Origin of the sequence: Propionigenium maris DSM 9537, assembly GCF_027925155.1 — a bacterium.
In the GTDB taxonomy this organism is placed as follows: Bacteria; Fusobacteriota; Fusobacteriia; order Fusobacteriales; family Fusobacteriaceae; genus Propionigenium; species Propionigenium maris.
The window spans coordinates 225,853-245,092 of record NZ_BSDY01000006.1; the positions used below are offsets into that span (position 1 = coordinate 225,853).

The 19,240-nt window shown below is 45.1% G+C and carries 17 protein-coding genes; 13 read left to right on the forward strand and 4 right to left on the reverse strand.

Going from position 1 to position 19,240, the window contains the following annotated elements; genetic code table 11:
* Positions 1 to 161 precede the first annotated feature (161 nt).
* The 3 genes from QMG11_RS08405 to QMG11_RS08415 all read left to right on the forward strand — a co-directional run bounded on the left by QMG11_RS08405 (position 162) and on the right by QMG11_RS08415 (position 4,150).
* Entirely contained in the window at positions 162 to 656 is a 495-nt protein-coding gene (locus QMG11_RS08405; RefSeq protein ID WP_281835101.1) for a hypothetical protein, read from the forward strand.
* 19 nt (positions 657 to 675) lie between these two features.
* Positions 676 to 1,032: an ArsR/SmtB family transcription factor gene (locus tag QMG11_RS08410; RefSeq protein ID WP_281835102.1), complete on the forward strand. Its 357-nt coding sequence runs from the start codon at positions 676 to 678 to the stop codon at positions 1,030 to 1,032.
* A 778-nt stretch (positions 1,033 to 1,810) separates the two neighbouring features.
* Complete coding sequence (locus tag QMG11_RS08415) at positions 1,811 to 4,150, forward strand: heavy metal translocating P-type ATPase (RefSeq protein ID WP_281835103.1); 2,340 nt, start codon at positions 1,811 to 1,813, stop codon at positions 4,148 to 4,150.
* Positions 4,151 to 4,824: 674 nt separating this feature from the next.
* On the opposite strand, the gene QMG11_RS08420 is transcribed toward QMG11_RS08415, so the two are convergent.
* From QMG11_RS08420 to QMG11_RS08430, 3 genes are all read right to left on the reverse strand, one after another.
* Positions 4,825 to 5,823 (reverse strand): DNA polymerase III subunit delta, encoded by a 999-nt coding sequence (locus QMG11_RS08420; RefSeq protein ID WP_281835104.1) that lies wholly within the window; start codon positions 5,821 to 5,823, stop codon positions 4,825 to 4,827.
* A gap of 73 nt (positions 5,824 to 5,896) precedes the next feature.
* Positions 5,897 to 7,408, reverse strand: a complete 1,512-nt coding sequence (locus tag QMG11_RS08425; RefSeq protein WP_281835106.1) for an ABC transporter permease — start codon at positions 7,406 to 7,408, stop codon at positions 5,897 to 5,899.
* Between the two features lie 8 nt (positions 7,409 to 7,416).
* Positions 7,417 to 8,382 (reverse strand): thiamine ABC transporter substrate-binding protein, encoded by a 966-nt coding sequence (locus QMG11_RS08430; protein WP_281835107.1) that lies wholly within the window; start codon positions 8,380 to 8,382, stop codon positions 7,417 to 7,419.
* Positions 8,383 to 8,584: 202 nt separating this feature from the next.
* On the opposite strand from QMG11_RS08430, the gene QMG11_RS08435 reads away from it, so the two are divergent.
* The 10 genes from QMG11_RS08435 (at position 8,585) to QMG11_RS08480 (ending at position 17,070) form a co-directional block, all read left to right on the forward strand.
* The gene (locus QMG11_RS08435; protein ID WP_281835108.1) at positions 8,585 to 9,748 is read left to right on the forward strand and encodes an ABC transporter permease; all 1,164 of its coding nucleotides are present in this window, start codon (positions 8,585 to 8,587) and stop codon (positions 9,746 to 9,748) included.
* The gene (locus QMG11_RS08440) at positions 9,741 to 10,448 is read left to right on the forward strand and encodes an ABC transporter ATP-binding protein (RefSeq protein ID WP_281835109.1); all 708 of its coding nucleotides are present in this window, start codon (positions 9,741 to 9,743) and stop codon (positions 10,446 to 10,448) included. Before QMG11_RS08435 ends, QMG11_RS08440 begins: the two co-directional genes overlap by 8 nt.
* Before the next feature lie 156 nt (positions 10,449 to 10,604).
* Positions 10,605 to 11,150 (forward strand): ribosome hibernation-promoting factor, HPF/YfiA family, encoded by a 546-nt coding sequence (gene hpf, locus QMG11_RS08445; RefSeq protein ID WP_281835111.1) that lies wholly within the window; start codon positions 10,605 to 10,607, stop codon positions 11,148 to 11,150.
* Positions 11,151 to 11,375: 225 nt separating this feature from the next.
* Positions 11,376 to 11,936 (forward strand): bifunctional adenosylcobinamide kinase/adenosylcobinamide-phosphate guanylyltransferase, encoded by a 561-nt coding sequence (gene cobU, locus QMG11_RS08450; protein ID WP_281835113.1) that lies wholly within the window; start codon positions 11,376 to 11,378, stop codon positions 11,934 to 11,936.
* A 52-nt stretch (positions 11,937 to 11,988) separates the two neighbouring features.
* Positions 11,989 to 12,732 carry an adenosylcobinamide-GDP ribazoletransferase gene (cobS, locus tag QMG11_RS08455; protein WP_281835115.1) on the forward strand — a complete coding sequence of 248 codons (744 nt, stop codon included), beginning with the start codon at positions 11,989 to 11,991 and terminating at the stop codon, positions 12,730 to 12,732.
* Positions 12,733 to 12,741: 9 nt separating this feature from the next.
* Positions 12,742 to 13,338 carry a histidine phosphatase family protein gene (locus QMG11_RS08460; protein WP_281835117.1) on the forward strand — a complete coding sequence of 199 codons (597 nt, stop codon included), beginning with the start codon at positions 12,742 to 12,744 and terminating at the stop codon, positions 13,336 to 13,338.
* Entirely contained in the window at positions 13,335 to 14,387 is a 1,053-nt protein-coding gene (cobT, locus tag QMG11_RS08465; protein WP_281835119.1) for a nicotinate-nucleotide--dimethylbenzimidazole phosphoribosyltransferase, read from the forward strand. The genes QMG11_RS08460 and cobT overlap by 4 nt, the downstream gene beginning before the upstream one ends.
* An 82-nt stretch (positions 14,388 to 14,469) precedes the next feature.
* Positions 14,470 to 15,162, forward strand: coding sequence for a RadC family protein (gene radC, locus QMG11_RS08470; protein WP_281835120.1), 693 nt, complete (start codon positions 14,470 to 14,472; stop codon positions 15,160 to 15,162).
* A gap of 346 nt (positions 15,163 to 15,508) precedes the next feature.
* Entirely contained in the window at positions 15,509 to 16,360 is an 852-nt protein-coding gene (locus tag QMG11_RS08475; protein ID WP_281835151.1) for a PSP1 domain-containing protein, read from the forward strand.
* A 2-nt stretch (positions 16,361 to 16,362) separates the two neighbouring features.
* Positions 16,363 to 17,070 (forward strand): tRNA1(Val) (adenine(37)-N6)-methyltransferase, encoded by a 708-nt coding sequence (locus QMG11_RS08480; protein WP_281835121.1) that lies wholly within the window; start codon positions 16,363 to 16,365, stop codon positions 17,068 to 17,070.
* A gap of 584 nt (positions 17,071 to 17,654) precedes the next feature.
* On the opposite strand, the gene QMG11_RS08485 is transcribed toward QMG11_RS08480, so the two are convergent.
* Positions 17,655 to 19,223, reverse strand: coding sequence for an NAD(P)H-hydrate dehydratase (locus tag QMG11_RS08485; protein WP_281835123.1), 1,569 nt, complete (start codon positions 19,221 to 19,223; stop codon positions 17,655 to 17,657).
* Between the last annotated feature and the right edge of the window lie 17 nt (positions 19,224 to 19,240).

Here is a 19,240-nt window from a genome sequence, read left to right on the forward strand (position 1 = left end):
TGCTGTTTTTAAATCTTAACGCCCTAGTATTTCTAGAGGAGTGTGGGGAAAATGAATCAAAGAATATTTTAGTTTTGATTTTCCCTGTAACTAGGTTACAATATAGCGGTAGAGGAGGGAATCCTCTGTGACCAAATGAAAATAGATGGAGGAGATAAAGGATGCTATTTTTTGATGAATTTGTAAAAAAAATAGAAAAAAAAGATATGGCTCTTGTGGGAAGGTATTCCTTCGGGCTGGAGTTTAAAAAAAAGGTGACGTGGCTGGCAACGGGGATACCTCTTTTGCTTATGGGACTATTTCAGGCATATACCGGATATGAGATGGGAAATAAGGCAGCTTACTATATCTTTGCCTTAGTACTTGCAGGTCTTGGGATCTATCACTTTAAGATGGCTTTTTCATATAGAGTGGTAATCGATTTTGACAGAGGAACCCTAAAGAACGATAAGCTGAACCTGAAGCTGGAGGAGATAGATACAGCTGTTCTTAAGAGGATGGTAGCCCCTGGAAGCAAGAAGCTTCAGGCGTGTATAGATGTGATAACTGTGGACAGGAAGGAGATAATAATTCCCCTTATAATGACTAAGAAGGCAGACTTTACAGCTCTTCTGAGAAAACAGCTTCAGGGAAAGTTTAGCGTCATAAGAGACTAGCAGGAAAGGCGGGGAAGAGATGAGTAAGAATACCGATATATGCAGCTGTAATGTAATCCACCAGGATGTGGTGGATAAAGTAGCAGAAAATATGCCTTCAGAGGAGCTTCTAGACAGGGTAGCTGTCTTCTTTAAGGTTTTTTCAGATAAAACAAGACTTAAGATACTCTCCCTTCTTCTTCAGGAGGAGATGTGTGTGTGTGATATAGCAGCAAGTCTGGAGATGACCCACTCCTCTATATCCCACCAGCTTAGGGTACTGAGGCAGTCCAGGGTAGTAAAGAACAGGAAGGACGGGAAGGTAGTATATTACTCCCTAGATGACGACCATGTAAAGAATATATTGGCTCAGGGACTGAGTCACCACCAGCACTAGAGACCGCAGATGCGGTCTTTTTTTATAATTATTCATTTCTTTTGTCACCCAAAAGAAACGAACCAAAGTAGCGCAAAGCCCTATAACTAAAATATAGTCGCTATTAGGATAGCTCCTTATTTTAGAAAAAAATGTGCCCTCTTTATAATACCTCTGGGGTTTAATTGTTATTCTACGACCTTTATGAGCTACAGTCCTCGCTCCTATTGGAAAATGAATTAGTATATCTCTGCGGAACTTAATCTGTTGTACGGTCTAGCGGATAGGCAAGCCTAAAGCCATATCGACATAAAGAGGGGACCTTACTATTTGAATGCTTTTATTTAAAGTATGCCTTAGAAAGAGAGGCCGACTGCAGGTCACCGTTGAGCTTCGCTTATTTTCCCTACTTCGTTTCGTCAAACAGTATAGGTTCTATCTAGAGCCTCTAAAAAGAAACGAAAACCTTGTTCTACCTTAAAAGGTGATTACCAGAAGTCTTGATCTTCTTTGGTTCGTTTCTTGTATCAAGACAAGAAATGAACTAGGAATAAAATAAAATTTCACAAAATTTCTCTCAAGATACACCTCTGTAAAAAAATGAATAGAGGTAGATAGGTCTTCACACCTTTATTCTAGGTAGGAAGAAGAGGGGCAAAAGAGGAGGAGGAAAAACACCTCTAACAGTGTTGACAAAAAAAAAATATGGTTATATAATTTAACATATGAACAATTATTCATATAATATTGTGGACAAGTTAGTTAAATAAATTAATTAATAGAGAAGAAGGTGGGAAGGATGACTATAAAAAAGGAGTATAGCATAAAAAATCTTCACTGCGCAGGATGTGCAGCAAAGCTGGAGGGGACCTTAGAGGGACTGGAGTATGTGGAGGAGGTAAGCCTGAACTTTCTGAAGAAGAAGCTTACACTGAAGACCAAGAGAAACGATCACAGGGAGCTCCTCAATGACCTTAACGTGGTAGCTGACAGGGTAGAGCCTGGAACCAAGATCACGGAGAGGGAGGAGGCATCTCCTAAGAGGGAGTACACTGTGAAAAACCTTCACTGTGCAGGCTGTGCATCCAAGGTAGAGGGAGCCCTTGAAAAATCAGGTTACTTTAATGAGGTCAGCCTGAACTTCATGAAGAAGAAGTTAAGCGTAAGGCTGGCCGAGGGAGCCCCAGAGGGGATTCTGGAAATAATAAATGAGATAGCAGACAGGATAGAGCCGGGAGTAGAGGTAGTATCCGAGGAGTCAGGCTGTTGTGGCGGCCACGATCACAGCCACGACCACTCCCATGACCATGATCACGACATGGGTAGAAAAGAGCTTATAGTGCTGGCTATAGGTATAGTAGTGTTTATAGTGGGTCTTCTCATTGGAGAGGAGGTTAAGTGGCTTCCGCTGCTTATGGGAGCAGGTTACCTCATCGTGGGATGGGATATAATCTACAGGGCTTTCAGCAATATAAAGAGGGGAAGCTTCCTGGATGAAAACTTCCTTATGACCATAGCAACCTTTGGTGCCTTTGCCGTGGGGGAATCCACAGAGGCTGTGGGAGTAATGTTATTCTATAAGATAGGTGAGTACTTCCAGGGAAGAGCTGTGGACAGCTCCAGAAGGTCTATAGAGAACCTGATGGATATAAGGCCGGACTATGCCAATGTGAAAACCGCTGAAGGTGTAAAGAGGGTGGACCCATCTACTGTAAGGGTAGGGGATGTAATCCAGGTAAAGGCCGGAGAGAAGCTGCCCCTTGACGGTAAAATTGTAAAGGGAAGAGCTGCCCTGGATACCTCAGCCCTTACGGGAGAATCTATCCCTAGAGATGTAATCGAGGGGGATATGGTGATAAGCGGATCCCTAAACAAGAACGGACTGCTGGAGGTAGAGGTAACTAAGTTATTTGGAGATTCCACTGTATCCAAGATACTGGAACTGGTGGAGGAAGCCAGCTCTAAGAAGGCCAAGGCTGAAAAGTTTATAACAAAGTTTGCAAGGGTATATACACCAATAGTAGTGGGAATAGCTGTGCTTATAGCAATAGTTCCAAGCTTCATCTATGGTGATTTCTCCACATGGCTCTACAGAGCCCTTATCTTCCTTGTAATATCATGTCCATGCGCCCTTGTGGTATCTATACCACTGAGCTTCTTCAGCGGAATAGGGGTATCCTCCAGAAGAGGAATCCTTGTAAAGGGTGGAAACTATCTAGAGGAGTTAAACAGGGTAAAGACAGTGGTCTTTGATAAGACGGGAACCCTTACATATGGAAAGTTCCAGGTAACTGAGGTGAGAGCAGAGGGGATATCTCAGGAGGAACTTCTAGAGGTGGCGGCAGCAGCGGAGAAGCACTCCAACCACCCTATAGCTCAGAGTATAGTAGAGGCCTGCGGAATAGATATCCCAGAGAAGAATATCCAGGACTACAAGGAGATAGAGGGTAAGGGTGTAGCGGTATTCTACAGGGGTGAAGAGATCCTTGCAGGTAACGAAAAACTCATGAAGGACTACAATATAAAATATGAGAAAGCTGAAAACCACGGAACAGTGGTATATGTAGCTAAGAATGGTAAGCACCTGGGGGCTATCTTAATAGCCGATAAGGTGAAGAAGGATTCAGCCAAGGCTATAGAGGGACTGAAGAAACTGGGAGTAGAGTGTCACATGCTTACAGGAGACAGCAGAAGTGTAGCTGAAGCTGTGGGAGGAGAGCTTGGAATAGAGAATATCCACAGTGAACTTCTGCCTCAGGAGAAGGCTGATCACCTAACAAGGATCAAGAATGAAACTGAGGGAAGCGTAATCTTTGTGGGAGACGGAATCAACGATGCTCCAGTACTAGCTCTTTCAGATATAGGGGTAGCCATGGGTGGAATAGGATCCGACGCAGCAATAGAGGCAGCGGACATGGTACTTATGACGGATGAGCCTACAAAACTTGTTGAGGCCTTTGATGTGGCAGCTCTGACCAGAAAGGTGGTACTGCAGAACATCGTGCTGGCTCTTGGAATCAAGATAGGTGTAATGATACTGGGAGTAGGTGGACACGCAACTATGTGGGAAGCAATCTTCGCCGACGTAGGTGTGGCACTACTTGCAATCCTAAACGCAGTAAGAATAATTAAGAAGTAAAGAAAAGAGGAGAACAGAGTTCTCCTCTTTTTTACCAAATAATGCCTTTGTTCATTTCTTTTGACCAGCAAAAGGAAACGAACCAAAGAAAACTGGCCCTCTTTTCAATATTTCATAAGCAGGGCTGTTAATATACGACCTTTATAAGCTACAGTCCTCGCTTTTTAGTTAAAAAAATTGTGAAGCGCTGCGGAACTTAACTTGCAGAACGGTCTAGCTTAATTGAAAAGTACAAAGTTATATCAACTGAAAAGAGGAGGTTTAAAGAAAAAATATAGCTGATCTTCTGCTTTGATGCTTAATATTAAATTTCTAAAACTAACATCGAGTCACGGAGAAAATTGCTTGTTCTGATACCTCCAATAGAATTAGAAATGACATGAAGGGGTGGTGTCTCAAGTCGATATAGCTTTATCAGGAAATATAGACTAGAGCGTTTAACAGATTAAGTTCCGCAACGTATTGAGGATTGTAGCTTGAAAAGCTCGTAGAGGAATAATGAGCTAAGAAGACATTTGAGAGGCCTTGATTTTTTGGATACTTTTGTATCAAGACAAAAGTATCATAACTTTTAAGAGAGAAGTAAAATAAGAAAACAAAAAATATAACTAAATAAAACCTCCAAGGATTCAATATCCTCGGAGGTTTTCCTTTTAAAAGTAAAAAGTATAAAACTACTTATCCAAATTAAATGTAGCTATAAAGGACTCCACGAGGATCTCCTCATCCCCCTGTCCGCTCTTGAACTTATATTCGATCTCCAAGAGCTCATTGAGCTTCTTCAGAAGAAACTCCTCCCTGAACCTGTTAAGGAGTTTGAACTTGAGAAACAGCGGGTAGGGGTGCATTGGCCTTCCTGCCCCTGTGGTAAAGTGGTCCTTTACACTGTTATATACCCTGTCCTTGAAGGCATTGTAGGAGGTGCTGTAGGAGATGGTCCCCTTCTTCTCCAACTGCTTCAGTTTGTAGAGGGTATCCAGCTCCCCTGTAAGGGCGTAGAGGAATCCCATATAGGACTTGTCGTGCTTCAGGTGGTTCAGAAGCTTGGCAGTATTTCCAGCAAGGAAATCACCTATGAGAACTCCCAGGTTGTAGTCCTTGGAGTAGGAGACGATACCCTCAATCCTTTCAAAGGAGAAGGGCTCTCCATCGAGGAAGAGTTTTACCTTCTCCACCTCATTTCTCACAAGGGCTGAGTTATCATCCAGCATATCTAAGAGCCTCTGAGCCTCACCCTCGGAGATACTGAGTTCTCTAGTGATATAGAAGAGTAGGGCCTTCTTCTCCCCGGCCTGTCTGGCCTCTACCACCTTAAAGAGCTTGGAGGCTACCTTTAGGATGGGGTCGGTCTTCTTTAGGGCGTTCTTAGCCTTCCCATACTCATCCAGGTTCTCCTCGTAGGTCACAACTACGATCTTATTGGTAATAACGAAGTTTTCCAGGATGGAGAGGAACTTATCCCCCTTCCTCATGGCATTGAGTCTCTTTAGAACCAGAAGCTCGGTCCCGCCGAACATAGAGTTTATAGAGAGGGACTGGAGGAAGCCCTCCTCCTCCTTGAGCCCTGCATCATAGTATTTTTCCACGATACCAGGGTTCTCCTCCCTGATCCTTTTAATCAATTCATTATATTTTAATTCCAGGGGAATATCCCCATATAAGAAATACAGCATATCATTCACCTCACAAATAGATGCTACCATTATACACGAAGTATTGGAATTACACCAAGTTTAAATACTATCCCTAGTAGACCTCCCTCTCCTTGAGGTACTGTCCCCCTACAAAGAGCCCAATGATAATGATCAGGTTGAGGGAGCTCATAGCTGCACTCTCTAAAAACATCTTGTTGGATGCCAGGGAGTAGTTTGTAAGGGATGCCAGGGGAAGGACACTTCCCGTCTGCATGGTGTAGGTGATGGTGAACTCCCCGAAGATGATGGCAAATATCTGCAGGAAAACAGATATGAGGATATTCTTCAGTATGGGGAGCTCTATGTGGGTAAAGATCTTTAAACTACTGGCCCCATCCACCCTGGCTGCCTCCCTTATATCCTCTGGAAACTTAGTCACATACTGAAAGAGAAAGGAGTAAGCTATGGGAACGCTGGTAAGGAAGTAACCAGCTATAAGGAGAACCCCCAGGGGGATATACCACAGGATATTCATGTAGATGAGGGTGATAGCTAAAAATGCACTGGACATACCAAAGGTGGAAAAGATAATGTAGTTGGTTATCTTAGTGTAGTTCCTCAGTATGAGATAGGTAAATATCAGGGTGAGCACTGAAACGCATCCTGATATTGCCAGGGAGTTGATAAGTCCCTTAATTACCGGATAGGATGCATTTAAATCCCGGGAAAATAAACCTATAAATGATGTAAGGCTGAACCTTCCCCTGTAGAAATCAAAGAAGGCAAAGATCAGCCCTGTTCCCACGATGAGGTACTGTACAGCCATGTAGATAAGGGAGATGATCCCCACCAGGAAGCTAGTCTTCCTGATACTCTGCTTCCCGTGAAGCTCATAGGCCTCTATCCTCTGTCCTGCTGAGTTGAGCAGGGTAAGGAGGATAAATTGTGTGATCCCCAGGGCAAAGGCTCTGGAAAAATCAAAACTCCCCATGAGGGTGGTGGCTATGACCACCTCCAGGGTTGAGAAGTTTATCCCTCCAAGGGAGAGGATTATGGCAAAGGATGTAAAGCAATACACAAATACCAGGAAGAATCCCCTGAAAAGCTGGGGCATTATCAGGGGGAGCTTTACAGAGAGGAAGATCTTCCTCTCTCCGGCCCCGTCTACCCTGGCAGCTTCCAGTATCTCCCCGGGGATGGCCCTCATCCCCTCAGCGATATACTTGAGGAAGATGGGGGAGTTGTAGAAGGTATTGGCTATTATAATTGCCTTTAAAGTATAAAGAACCTGGAAGTTCCTGAGGAACTCCAGGTTGAATATAATTGAAAATGATACAATTGTGGAGATGACCGGGAAGAAGAAGGGAATGAAGATAAGCCCCTCTATGAACCTAGCCATCTTATTTTTATTGTAGGTGATGTAGTATGCAGGCACTATTGCAACTATAAAGGAAAATAGAGCCGATATAAGAGCCTGTTTTGTAGTAAATACAACTATCTTCAGTGTATCTGCTGAAAGGACCTCCAGGAGGTCCTCTGGGTTAAAGAAATCCCTGGCAAAGAACCCAATGGGAAGGAGCCACAGGAGCAGATACAGGGTGTTAAGAATAAAGTTTTTCTTCATTTCTTCTCCTAATTCTTAAGAAGGCTGGAGAGCTCCTTCTTCCACTTATCTAGGTTTTCAAGGGCTTCCTCTCCATCTATTGTAACTACCTTTTCAGGTACAGGAACATACTTGTAGTCCTCTGGAAGCTCTACATCTGTTACTGGGAACATATAGTTCTTGGCAGCCAGCATCTTCTGGAACTCATCCTTGAGGATATAGTCCATAAACATCTTGGCTCCATCCTTGATCTCTTTCTTTTTCACAAGGGAAGCTCCCTCAAGGTAGATATATCCACCCTCCCTTGGGATAAAGCTGGCATACCTATCGGCATCTCCCCCCTGATAGAAGTACACACTGCTGGAAGCATAACCAGCCATCATAGGAGCCTCCCCTGCAGTGAACTTTGCAAAGGACTCGTTCCACCCTGGAGTAACTGTAAGAACAGCAGGCTTCATCTCATCCCAGAACTCTAGCCACTTATCTCCGTAGAGGGCGATAGTCCACAGCATAAACTCCTTACCAGTGGATGAATCCGGTCCAGGAAGGATAAGACTTCTCTCCATCTTCTTGATATCTTCAAAGGATGCAGGGACCTCCTTTAGTTCTTGGGCATTGTAGTTTATAGCCATTGCACCGTAGTCAAAGGGAGTGGAGTGCCACTCAGGGTCCATGATGAACTCCTCCTTGGCTATCCTGTCAGCTGTAGCAGGTTTGTAGGCAGCAATTAAGCCCTCTCTCTTGGCTATGGCAGCGTCGACCTGGGTAAGGCCTATAACAACGTCTGCCTTTGGTCTTCTGGCCTCCAGCTTCATCCTGGGAACAACCCCCTTGATCCCCACATAGTTGATATCGATCCCCGTATCCGCCTTAAAGAGGGGAGCCACATCTGTAGCGATCCACTTCATAGATTCGGGACCGTAGACTGTGATCTCATCCTTGGCAACAGATAGAACAGAAACAAGTAAAAATATTAACAGTATTAACTTTTTCATAAAAAATCTCCTCCAAAAGTAAAATTATTTCAAGGGAATTCTAACATTTTTAGGAGGAAAAAAAAAGAGGTTGGGCACTCTGGGCTACCCTATTCTCCCCCGGAAATTTTAAAAGGGGACTCCGGTGAAAAGTGTTTATTGAGGAAGTAGGAGAGATAGTGTATAATTGACTGAATAACCGAGATAGACGAAGGAGAGAGCCGTGATAGAGTTTTTCATAGCAAAAAAGCATATAATAGAGAGAAAAAAACAGAGTCTGATAGCTACTCTTGGAATAACCATAGGTGTGGCGGTACTTATTGTTTCCATAGGGATAGCCAACGGGCTGGATAAGAATATGATAAGCAGCATCCTCTCCATCACCTCCCATGTGGTGGTGCAGGAGAGCGGGGATATAGAGGATTACAGAGATATACAGGAGAAGATAGATGCCATCCCCGGGGTAAAGGGATCCGTTCCCAAGATATCCACCCAGGGGATCCTGAAATACAGGGGAATCTTCGGCAGCTATGTTTCCGGTGTAAAGGTAGAGGGACTGGACCTTGAAAACGCCAAAGTGGCCATGGAGCTGGATAAGCAGATAGTAGAGGGGACTATGGACTTTAAGAAACCAACGGAGATCCTCATAGGAAAGGAGCTCTACGACAGCCTGGGTGCAAGACTCGGGGATGAGGTGTCCCTTGTATCAGCAGACAACAGGGAGATAAGGTTTAAGATAGGGGGGGTATTCCAGAGCGGTTACTATGAGTATGACACAAGCCTTGTAATGCTGCCTCTTAAGGCGGTGCAGGTGCTCACCTACTCGGGGGATGTGGCAGGAAAGATAGATGTGATGCTTCACAATGCCTATGATTCCGACAGGGTGGCTAAAACCATAAGCGATGACCTGGGGCTCTACACAAGAACCTGGGGAGACCTGAATAAGAACCTTCTGGCAGCCCTTTCCCTGGAGAAGACCGTGATGATCCTGGTATTCTCCCTCATCGTTGTAATAGCGGGATTTGTGGTGTGGGTGACCCTTAACATGCTTGTAAGGGAGAAGACAAAGGATATAGGGATAATGAGATCCATGGGGTTTGGAAGTCAGAGGATAATGAAGATTTTTCTCATAGAGGGAATGATCCTTGGTCTTGCAGGTATCCTTATTGGAACGGCAGTGGCCCTTGGAATCCTCTGGTATGTAAAGAACTACTCCATAGCCCAGATAACCTCCATCTACTACCTGACCAAGGTACCTGTGGAGATAACAGCTAGGGAGGTACTGACAATAATGGGAGCCAATGTGGCGATAATCTTTATCTCTAGTATATTCCCAGCATACAGAGCAGCAAAACTACAACCGGTGGAGGCGTTAAGATATGAATAACAGAAACGGAAAAAAGGTAATATTAAAGCTGGATAAGCTGAATAAACATTATAAGGACAAGAAGAGGGACCTGCACATTATAAGGGACCTGGACCTGGAGGTGACCGAGGGGGAGCTGGTATCCATCCTGGGGAAATCCGGATCGGGAAAATCCACCCTTCTGAACCTCATAGGACTTCTGGATAAACCAGACACTGGAAGGATCTACTTTGATAATGTAGAGGTGGATAACCTCAAGGGTACCAATATAGATCAGATAAGAAATGAGATGCTGGGATTTGTGTTCCAATTCCACTACCTTCTTCCAGAGTTTACAGCCCTTGAAAATGTAATGATGCCAGCCCTGGCTAAGGACTTCAACAGGAAGGCGGAGATAGAGGAGAGAGCTATGAAGCTCCTAGAGGAGGTGGAGCTGGCAGACAGAGCCCACCACAAACCAAATGAGCTGAGCGGAGGAGAGAAGCAGAGGGTGGCCATAGCAAGAGCCCTTATAAACTCCCCTAAGATCCTCCTGGCAGACGAGCCTACTGGTAACCTGGATGAGGAGACCAGTGAGAGGATCCACGACCTCTTCCACAGGATAAACAAGGAGATGAACCAGTCCATCGTTGTGGTGACCCACTCAAGGGAACTGGCTAAGATATGCCACAGGAGGCTCTACCTCAAGAAGGGATCCCTTCACCAGGAGGAAGAGATATAGTATTTATGGGTCCTAGAGGGTAAATGGGAAGAAAAATTAAATAAATTAAAAATAAAAATAGGAAATTCCCAAAAGTGGGGTATAATCTTATTAATAGCAGAGATGCTTACAACATCGTAGCTTATACAAAAGGACTAGTGAGAGGATGTGATTTGAATGAGAATGATTATCCATGGGAGACATTTAGAGGTAACTGAAGCGATTAGAACACATGCAGAGAAAAAGGTAGGAAGAATCAAAAAGTACTTTAATAATATTATGGAAGTTGATATAACTCTATCGGCAGCTCGTCTTAAAACCGTACCATACCACACAGCAGATGTTCTGGTATATATCAACGGTCACAAGATAAAAGCAAGTTCAACAGATGAAGACCTTTATGCAGCTATAGATGAAGTTGTAGACGTACTTGAGACCCAGATCACAAAGTATAAGGAAAAGTTAAGAGACGACAAGCATGCGGGAGCTGTAAAAAAGGTTAAGTACAATCCTGTCACTAAAACTGTAGAAAAGGAAGCAGTAAGAAGGGTAGTAGAGACAAAGGTGTCTCCTAAACCTATGGATGTAGAGGAAGCAATTATGCAGCTGGAAGTTCTGAACCATGATTTTTATGTATTTATGAACTCAGAGACTGAAGAGATGAATGTTGTATATAGAAGAAGAGACGGAGACTACGGTCACGTAGAACCAGGTTGGAAGTAAAAAGTAATATAACGGGTCGGCACTTAGCCGACCCTTTTATTATTAAGGAGAGCATAGAATAGAATTTATAAAAAATTCCGTGAAGTAATAAGTGTTCCAACTGATTATCATGATGCAACGTCACCTTGCTTTTTATGTAGTCTACTTTTTCCCTGGCTGTTGCTATTTTAAATTGTAAGTGATATAATCGGAGATAATAAAAACGGTAATTAGGGGTGGAAAAAGATGGGTAAAATCACCTATGTCACTGGGGGAGCCAGAAGCGGAAAGAGTACCTTTGCTGAGAAGTATGTGGTGGAGAGTAAGCTGCCTAAGGTATATGTGGCAACAGCAATTCCCTTTGACAATGAGATGAAGCTAAGGGTAGAGAAGCACAGGGAGCAGAGAGGAAGTCAGTGGCTCACCATAGAGGGGTATAGAGGCCTGGGTGAAAAGCTTAAGGGGAATATAACCGAGGAGAAGATAGTTCTTCTGGACTGCCTCACCAATATGGTAAGTAACCTTATGATAATGGAGAGGGAGTATGACTGGGACAATATCTCCAAGGAGGACCTGCACAGCCTAGAGGAAGAGGTCAGGGGAGAGGTAGAGGAGATACTCGAGTATATAGATAGATCGGATATAGAACTTGTAGTGGTATCCAATGAGCTGGGGATGGGACTGGTTCCTCCCTACGCCCTTGGAAGACACTTTAGAGATATAGCAGGAAGGATGAACCAGATGATCGCCGAGAGAGCCCACGAGGCCTATCTCATAGTATCAGGACTTCCTGTAAGATTAAAGTAATTTAAAGATTAGAGATCCGAGATAGAAAAAAAGAAAAATTTGGAGGAAGATAATGAAGGGATTAATGCTATTATTTCAATTTATGACAAGACTGCCGGTACCGGGGAAGCACGACTACGATGCTGATGAGATGGGGAAAAGCTTTAAGTTCTTTCCCATAGTGGGAATGGTAATAGGAGTAATCCTTTGGGGAGCCTACCTGGTTCTGTCTAACTATATAAGCAACAGATACGCCTTGGCACTTCTGGTAGTTCTTCTGGAAGTTGTACTTACTGGAGGACTTCACCTGGACGGCCTGGCTGATACCTTCGACGGAATATTCAGTTACAGAAGTAAGCACAGGATGCTTGAGATAATGAGAGATTCAAGACTTGGAGCAAATGGTGCCCTGGCACTTATCATAGGGTTCCTACTAAAGATATTCCTTCTGGTAGAGGTTGGATTCTCGGTACTTCTTATTATGCCTGTAATAGCAAGGTTAAACTCGGTGGTAAATGCAGGGGTAGCTAAGTATGCAAGACCTACTGGAATGGGGAAAGCCCTTGTTGCCAACACAAATGGAGCAGGTGTGGCAGTAGCTACTCTCCTTACAGCAGGGTTTACCCTTGGAGTGGCACCTGTTTTAGAGGGTAATATCATGGGATGGCTTCTGACTATACCAGTGGCTATGATCCTTGGAGCATACTTTGCAAAGCTTATGGAGAGAAAGATAGGCGGAATAACCGGAGATACCATGGGAGCAGTGGTAGAGCTTACAGAGGTAGTGGTGCTCTTTACAGCGGCTATTATCTTCTAGGAGGCTGCCATGGGAAGACTGATCTTAGTGAGACACGGGGAGAGTGAGCTGAACAGGGATGGAATATTCTATGGACAGCTGGACCCTGAACTCACAGAAAAAGGGGTAAGACAGGCTAAGGAGGCCAAGGAGATACTGAGGGCCTTCCACTACGATGAGATCTATGTGAGCGACCTGGTGAGAGCAAGGGATACAGCAAGGATCCTTAACCACAGGGAACTGGAGGTCATTGAAACAGAGAGGCTCAGGGAACTGAACTTCGGTATCTTTGAGGGACTCAAGTATGAGGAGATCCTTGAAAAGTATCCAGAGGAGGAAGCCCTCTGGAGGGAGAAGTGGCAGGACTACGACTATGAAAGTGGTGAAAGTGTAAGGGAACTTCAGAGGAGATCTGTAGAGTTTATCGAGGAGAAGCTGGAGGAGGAGAAGGATATCCTGGTGGTAGCCCACTGGGGAGTAATCAACTGTGTACTCAGCCACTACCTCACCGGTGGACTGGAGGGGTACTGGAAGTTTGCCACAGATAACTGCGGGATCGCAGTGATTAACTTCAGGGACAAGTTTCCTGTACTGGAAGGACTGAATATAGGGGGGAAGAAGCTTTGAAGCTTTTAAATGAAACACTTGAATATATAGAGGGGCTGGATAGGGAAGCCCAGGAGAAGGCCAAGAAAAGACTGGATAGCAGGATGAAACCTGTGGAAAGTCTGGGGAAGCTGGAGAAGATAGCAGTACAGGTAGCGGGAATTACCGGTAGGGTATTCAACAGCGCAGAGAGAAGGTGTCACATCGTGGCCTCTGCTGACAATGGAATAGTGGAGGAGGGAGTATCCTCATGTCCGGTGGAGTACACCAGGATAGTATCTGAGGCTATGCTCAACAAGATAGCGGCCATAGGGATACTGTGCAGAAGTATAGGGGCGGACTTTAAGCTTGTGGATATAGGGATAAAAAACAGCATCCCGAGGGAGTATCCAAACCTCTACAATAAAAATATAGCCAGGGGAACTAAGAACTTTGTTCACGGAGCGGCTATGAGCACAGAGGAGTGCGTGGCAGCGGTGGAAGCCGGAATAGAGATGATAAGGGACCTTAAGGAGGACTACGACGTATTCTCCAACGGGGAGATGGGAATAGCCAATACCACTACAAGCTCAGCGGTACTCTACGGAATCACCGGAGCACCCCTGGATGATATAGTCGGTAGGGGAGGAGGTCTCTCAGATGAGGGCCTTATGAAGAAGAAGAGGGTCATAAAGGAAACAGTAGAGGGGAACAACCTTCTCAAAGGAGATCCCATGGAGATCCTGAAGCATGTAGGGGGACTGGACATAGCATGTATGGTGGGGATGTATCTGGGAGCAGCCAGATACAGAAAGCCAATGCTTATAGACGGGTTTATATCTGGGGTTGCAGCCCTTGCAGCCTACAAGATAAATCCCCACACAAGGGAGTATATGATAGCTACCCACAGAAGTGAGGAGCCTGGAGTGAAGGTAATCCTGGAGGAGCTTCAGCTGGAGGCTATGCTGAATATGGATATGAGACTGGGTGAGGGAACGGGAGCGGTCCTTGCTTACCCTATAGTAACCGGTGCCCTGGAAGTGATAAAAAACATGAAAAAAGTAGATGAGGTCTACGACCTCTTTGGATAAAAGGCCTCAGGGCCTTTTTTTCTTTCTTTGACAATAATCTTTCCAAGGGATATAATTAGTAGAAAGAACTTTAGGTGGTGTTATGAAGGTGGACGTAACAGGTCACAGGGAGAGGCTCAGAAGAAAGTACAGGGAGGGAGGTTACCATGCCCTGCTGGACTATGAGCAGCTGGAACTGATCCTGACCTATGTAATTCCCAGAAGAGATGTAAAACCCATAGCTAAGGAACTTATAGATATATTTGGAAGCCTGGAAGAGGTAGTAAAAGCACCCACTGAAGACCTGGAGAGGATAGGGGGAGTGGGAGAAAGTACAGCTCTCTTTTTTAATCTCATGGGGGAGATGGCCAAAAGCCTGTTTAAACAAGGGGCCAAGGGAAGAGATATTACCACCATCTCAGGCACAGAAGACCTTATCAGGTATCTGAGAAATGATATCGGTCACTCCAAGGTGGAGGAGTTTAAGGTTATATTTTTAAATAACAGCAATAATCTCATAGAGGCGGAGAACCTTTCCACAGGGACCATAGACAGAAGTCCCGTCTATCCAAGGGAGATAGTGGAGAGGGTGATACACCACCGGGCAAAGTCGGTGATCCTGTCCCACAACCATCCTTCGGGATCGGTAGTGCCCTCTAAAGCCGATATAGAGATAACAGTGAAGTTGAAGAAGATACTTGAGATACTAGACGTTAGATTACTGGATCATATTATAATAAGTCGGGATTCCTACTGCAGTTTTTTAGAGGAAGGGATCATAGAACTAGGAGGATAAAATGGAAGAGCAAAAAAAACAGGCTCCTCAGAAGAATAGAGATGAGAAACAAGGGGATAATAGACCTAAGAGCCAGGAGAAGAGACCTGGTAAGGCTCCTGAAAAGAAGGGTGAAGGCAGAAGAGGCAAGAACTTCGTAAGGAAGGATGGAGATAAACCTGCACCTAAGAAGGAAGGCAAGGGGGGAGAAAGAAAGTTCCAGGGAAAGAACAAGGGACCTAGAAAACCCTTCGACAGAGGCCAGGGAAAGAAGCAGGAAGTAAAGGAAGAGGTAAGGGCAGCTGCTCCTAATGAGGAGAAGGCAGAGGAGCCCAGAGAGATAAAGTACTATAAGGTACTGGGAGTAATGTTTGAGGTAACAAAGAAGAGATATTACTTTGAAGTTGTGGACAATACAGAGTATAAGAGGGGAGAGAAGGTCCTCGTGGATACTGCAAGGGGTAAGGAGATAGGGGTGGTATATGGTGAAGCCAGAACCCTTCCAGATACCGAGCTTGTACTTCCTCTAAAGCCTGTGCTTAAAAAAGCCAGTGTAGAGGAGATTCAGAGATACAACAACCTCAGAGAGGAAGCTGAGGCAGCTTACCTTGTATGTAAGCACAAGATAATAAGACACGAGCTTCCAATGAAGCTTGTGGGATCTGAGTTTACCTTTGATAAGTCCAAGCTTATCTTCTACTTTACAGCTGAGGGAAGAATAGACTTCAGAGAGCTGGTTAAGGACCTGGCGATAGTGTTTAAGCTGAGAATAGAGCTCAGACAGATAGGTGTAAGGGATGAGGCAAGGATCCTTGGAAGCATAGGTATATGCGGTAAGGAGCTTTGCTGCAGAACATTTATCAACAAGTTTGACTCGGTATCTATTAAGATGGCCAGAGACCAGGGGCTTGTAATCAACCCGTCCAAGATCTCAGGAGCATGCGGAAGACTTCTCTGCTGTATAAAGTATGAGCACTCTCAGTACTCGGAAGCACTGAAGGGTTACCCAGCAGTACACCAGGCAGTTGATACTACAAGCGGACCTGGAAAGGTAATGAGTGTAAATCCATTAAATGGCTACCTCTATGTAGATGTATACAACAAGGGGATCCTTAAGATGACCCTGGATGAGCTTAAGTTCAGCGTAAAGGAAGCTAAGAAGCTTCAGAACAAGCTTAGTGCTGAGGAGAAGAAGCTGAAGACTCTGGAAAAGGAGTAGAGATGCTAGAGGATAAGATAGAAAGAGCCCGGGAGATCCTAGAGGATGAGGATATAACCCTTCTAGATGACGGGGCAGATATAATTCAAAAGAAGCAGGGATTCAGGTTTGGGGCAGATGCAGTGATCCTGGCTGAATTCTATAGAGGGAAAAGCAGGGCTAAGATCCTGGAGATAGGGAGCGGGACGGGGATTATACCCATCCTTCTCTGTCAGAGGAATGCAGCCTCGGATATAACAGCTCTGGAGATACAGAGGGAGATGGCGGAACTCACCCAGAGAAACCTCAGGAGAAACTCCATGGAGGACAGGGTAAGGGTCCTCAATATGGATGTGAAGGAGCTCAGGGAGGGGAATACCTATGACTGTGTGATCTCCAATCCCCCCTATATGACCATAGACGGGAAGAAGATAAATCCCAATGACAGTAGGGCGGTAGCCAGGCACGAGATAAGCCTCAACCTGAGGGAGCTTGTGGAGAATGCAAAGCGACTCCTGAAGCCCAGGGGACAGTTCTATATGATCCACAGAAGCTACAGGCTTTCTGAGATCCTGGTAGAGCTGGAGAGAAACGACTTCTCTCCCAAGAGGATAAGAAGTGTATATTCAGACAGGTTTTCCGAGGCCAAGCTGGTCCTTGTGGAAGCCTCCAAGGGAAGAAGGGAGAAGCTCACCATAGAGCAGCCCCTCTATCTGGATGAAAGAGAATAAAAAGGTGAGATCCTTAATGGATCTCACCTTTTTTTAATATTAAGATATAGAATTTTAGATATTAAATTTATGGGAATACAGCTTCACTCCCTTTGGGAGCAAGGCACTTTCTTACCATGATGCAAGAAAGTACCCAAAGAAGATCTAGTCCTACATAATGTCTCTGTTGTAGAGAGTTAATATACGACCTTTTTTAGCTACAATCACAACTCTGTGGGGAAAGATCAGTGTAAAACGTTATGATAAACTTAACCTGCTTAACGGTCTAGAAAAAAATTTGGAGTACAAAGCCACATCGACTATTCCGGACGCTTTAACCCTTTAAAATAAGAGGTTAAAGGCCGACTGCAGGTCACCACCGGGCTTCAATTATTACTTAAACTTTGTTTCGTCAAACAGTATAGGTTCTATCTATCCCACTAGCTCTTAATTTATAAAATAAATTCTAGAGACATGGGAGTTTGTTTGTCCAGAGCCTATGAAAAGAAAGGAAAACCTTACTCTGCTGAAAAAGGTGATTACCAGAAGTCTTGATCTTCTTTGGTTCATTTCTTGTATCAAGACAAGAAATAAGCTTATATCCTTTATAGCTTAATTGGGGTGTAGTTTTGGATGATCTCCTTATAGTTTTCTCTGAAGGTTTTGATTGTTTCAGGGAGTATCTCCATCATCCTGGTAGGGGTAACACCCTCCTCTCCCAGGGTATCCCTGACCATATCCCCTGCAAGTCCGTGGATAAAGACTCCCAGGGAGGAAGCTTCCATAGGGGAAAGTCTGAAGGATGCCAGGGCAGAGGCCAGGATGCCCACCAGAACATCTCCGCTTCCTGCAACCCCCATACCACTGTTCCCAGTGGGGTTTATGAAGATCTCTCCCTCTGGGGAGGCTATGAGGGTAGAGGCATCCTTGAGGATTACATGGGAGTTGTAGTTTCTGGCGACCTCCCTGAGGAGCTCCACCCTTTCCCTCTCGATTTCCTCTATATATCTGCCGCTCAAGCCTGCAAACTCCCCCATGTGGGGGGTGAGGATAGTTGCTCCCTCTCTGGATCTCAGTAGCGGGAGGCTGTCCTTAAGAGCTGTGAGGCCGTCCCCGTCTATGATGAGGGTTCCGGTAAAGGTAGAGACAAACTCCCTTACAAGCTCACTAGTCTGAGGATCTAGGGAGATGCCGGAACCTATGGCTACCACGTCGCAGGAATCCCCCCTCATCAGCAGTTCCTTGAGGTTATCTGGGGAGAGGGACCCTCCGGGGGTTGCCCCTCCCTCTATAAAGACAACCTCCCTGGCAGAGGGAGCCACAGAATCTATGACCCTTCTAGTGGAGAAGAGGTAGGAGTATCCCCCGCCCCCCTGGATAAAGGAGTAGCAGTTGAAGTAGGGAGCTCCCAGATAGGTATCGCAACCTGAGATAAAGAGAGCCCTTCCGAAGCTGCCCTTGTGTCCCACAGGATTTCTCCGGGGAAGGGGGCCAGGGAGGTTGAGTTTGACGGAACTATCCTCTATGAGGTCCTCTCCCATGGATATATTGCAGTTGGCCAGGCGGGGGACATAGGTTCTTCCTCTTCCGATAAAGTGGCCGTACTTTGGGAGTCCAAAGGAGATGGTGGCATCACTTTTAACAGCACTTCCCAGGGGGAGACCGCTCTCTGAGGAGAGGCCTGTGGGGATATCCAGGGAGATCTTGTATCCCCCGCAGGAGTTTATCATCTCCACAACCTCCTTTATGGGAGATTTTAGTCTGGAGTTTAAACCCGTTCCAAGGAGGGCATCTATGATTATGCATCCCTCGGACAGGTCGCTGCATATAGAGGGAAGATCAAGGTCCTCTACATCTTCTATGTGAACCCTGAGTTTCTTGAGAATATTGTAGTTGGTAAGAGCCGCTCCCCTGTACTTCTTAGGGGAGTGGGTGAGGACCACCCTTATATCCCTGTTGTAGGAGTGGATCTTTCTGGCAAGGGCCAGACCATCCCCTCCATTATTTCCAGGTCCGCAGAAGAAGATAAAGGGGGAGTTCAGCAGGTTGTTATCCCTTAAAAAGTAGTAGGCTCCCAGAGCTGCATTCTCCATAAGCATCTCCTGGGAGATCCCGTAATCCCTCATATACCTCTCATCCAAACTTCTCATCTCGCTTCCAGATAAAACTTTCATACCTCTCCTCCTAAAAA

Bases quoted from the DNA above. Each gene is read 5' to 3' on its own strand.
- QMG11_RS08405 (WP_281835101.1), top strand. From the start codon at position 162: ATGCTATTTTTTGATGAATTTGTAAAAAAAATAGAAAAAAAAGATATG.
- QMG11_RS08410 (WP_281835102.1), top strand. From the start codon at position 676: ATGAGTAAGAATACCGATATATGCAGCTGTAATGTAATCCACCAGGAT.
- QMG11_RS08415 (WP_281835103.1), top strand. From the start codon at position 1,811: ATGACTATAAAAAAGGAGTATAGCATAAAAAATCTTCACTGCGCAGGA.
- QMG11_RS08420 (WP_281835104.1), bottom strand. From the start codon at position 5,823: ATGCTGTATTTCTTATATGGGGATATTCCCCTGGAATTAAAATATAAT.
- QMG11_RS08425 (WP_281835106.1), bottom strand. From the start codon at position 7,408: ATGAAGAAAAACTTTATTCTTAACACCCTGTATCTGCTCCTGTGGCTC.
- QMG11_RS08430 (WP_281835107.1), bottom strand. From the start codon at position 8,382: ATGAAAAAGTTAATACTGTTAATATTTTTACTTGTTTCTGTTCTATCT.
- QMG11_RS08440 (WP_281835109.1), top strand. From the start codon at position 9,741: ATGAATAACAGAAACGGAAAAAAGGTAATATTAAAGCTGGATAAGCTG.
- hpf (WP_281835111.1), top strand. From the start codon at position 10,605: ATGAGAATGATTATCCATGGGAGACATTTAGAGGTAACTGAAGCGATT.
- cobU (WP_281835113.1), top strand. From the start codon at position 11,376: ATGGGTAAAATCACCTATGTCACTGGGGGAGCCAGAAGCGGAAAGAGT.
- cobS (WP_281835115.1), top strand. From the start codon at position 11,989: ATGAAGGGATTAATGCTATTATTTCAATTTATGACAAGACTGCCGGTA.
- QMG11_RS08460 (WP_281835117.1), top strand. From the start codon at position 12,742: ATGGGAAGACTGATCTTAGTGAGACACGGGGAGAGTGAGCTGAACAGG.
- radC (WP_281835120.1), top strand. From the start codon at position 14,470: ATGAAGGTGGACGTAACAGGTCACAGGGAGAGGCTCAGAAGAAAGTAC.
- QMG11_RS08475 (WP_281835151.1), top strand. From the start codon at position 15,509: ATGTTTGAGGTAACAAAGAAGAGATATTACTTTGAAGTTGTGGACAAT.
- QMG11_RS08480 (WP_281835121.1), top strand. From the start codon at position 16,363: ATGCTAGAGGATAAGATAGAAAGAGCCCGGGAGATCCTAGAGGATGAG.
- QMG11_RS08485 (WP_281835123.1), bottom strand. From the start codon at position 19,223: ATGAAAGTTTTATCTGGAAGCGAGATGAGAAGTTTGGATGAGAGGTAT.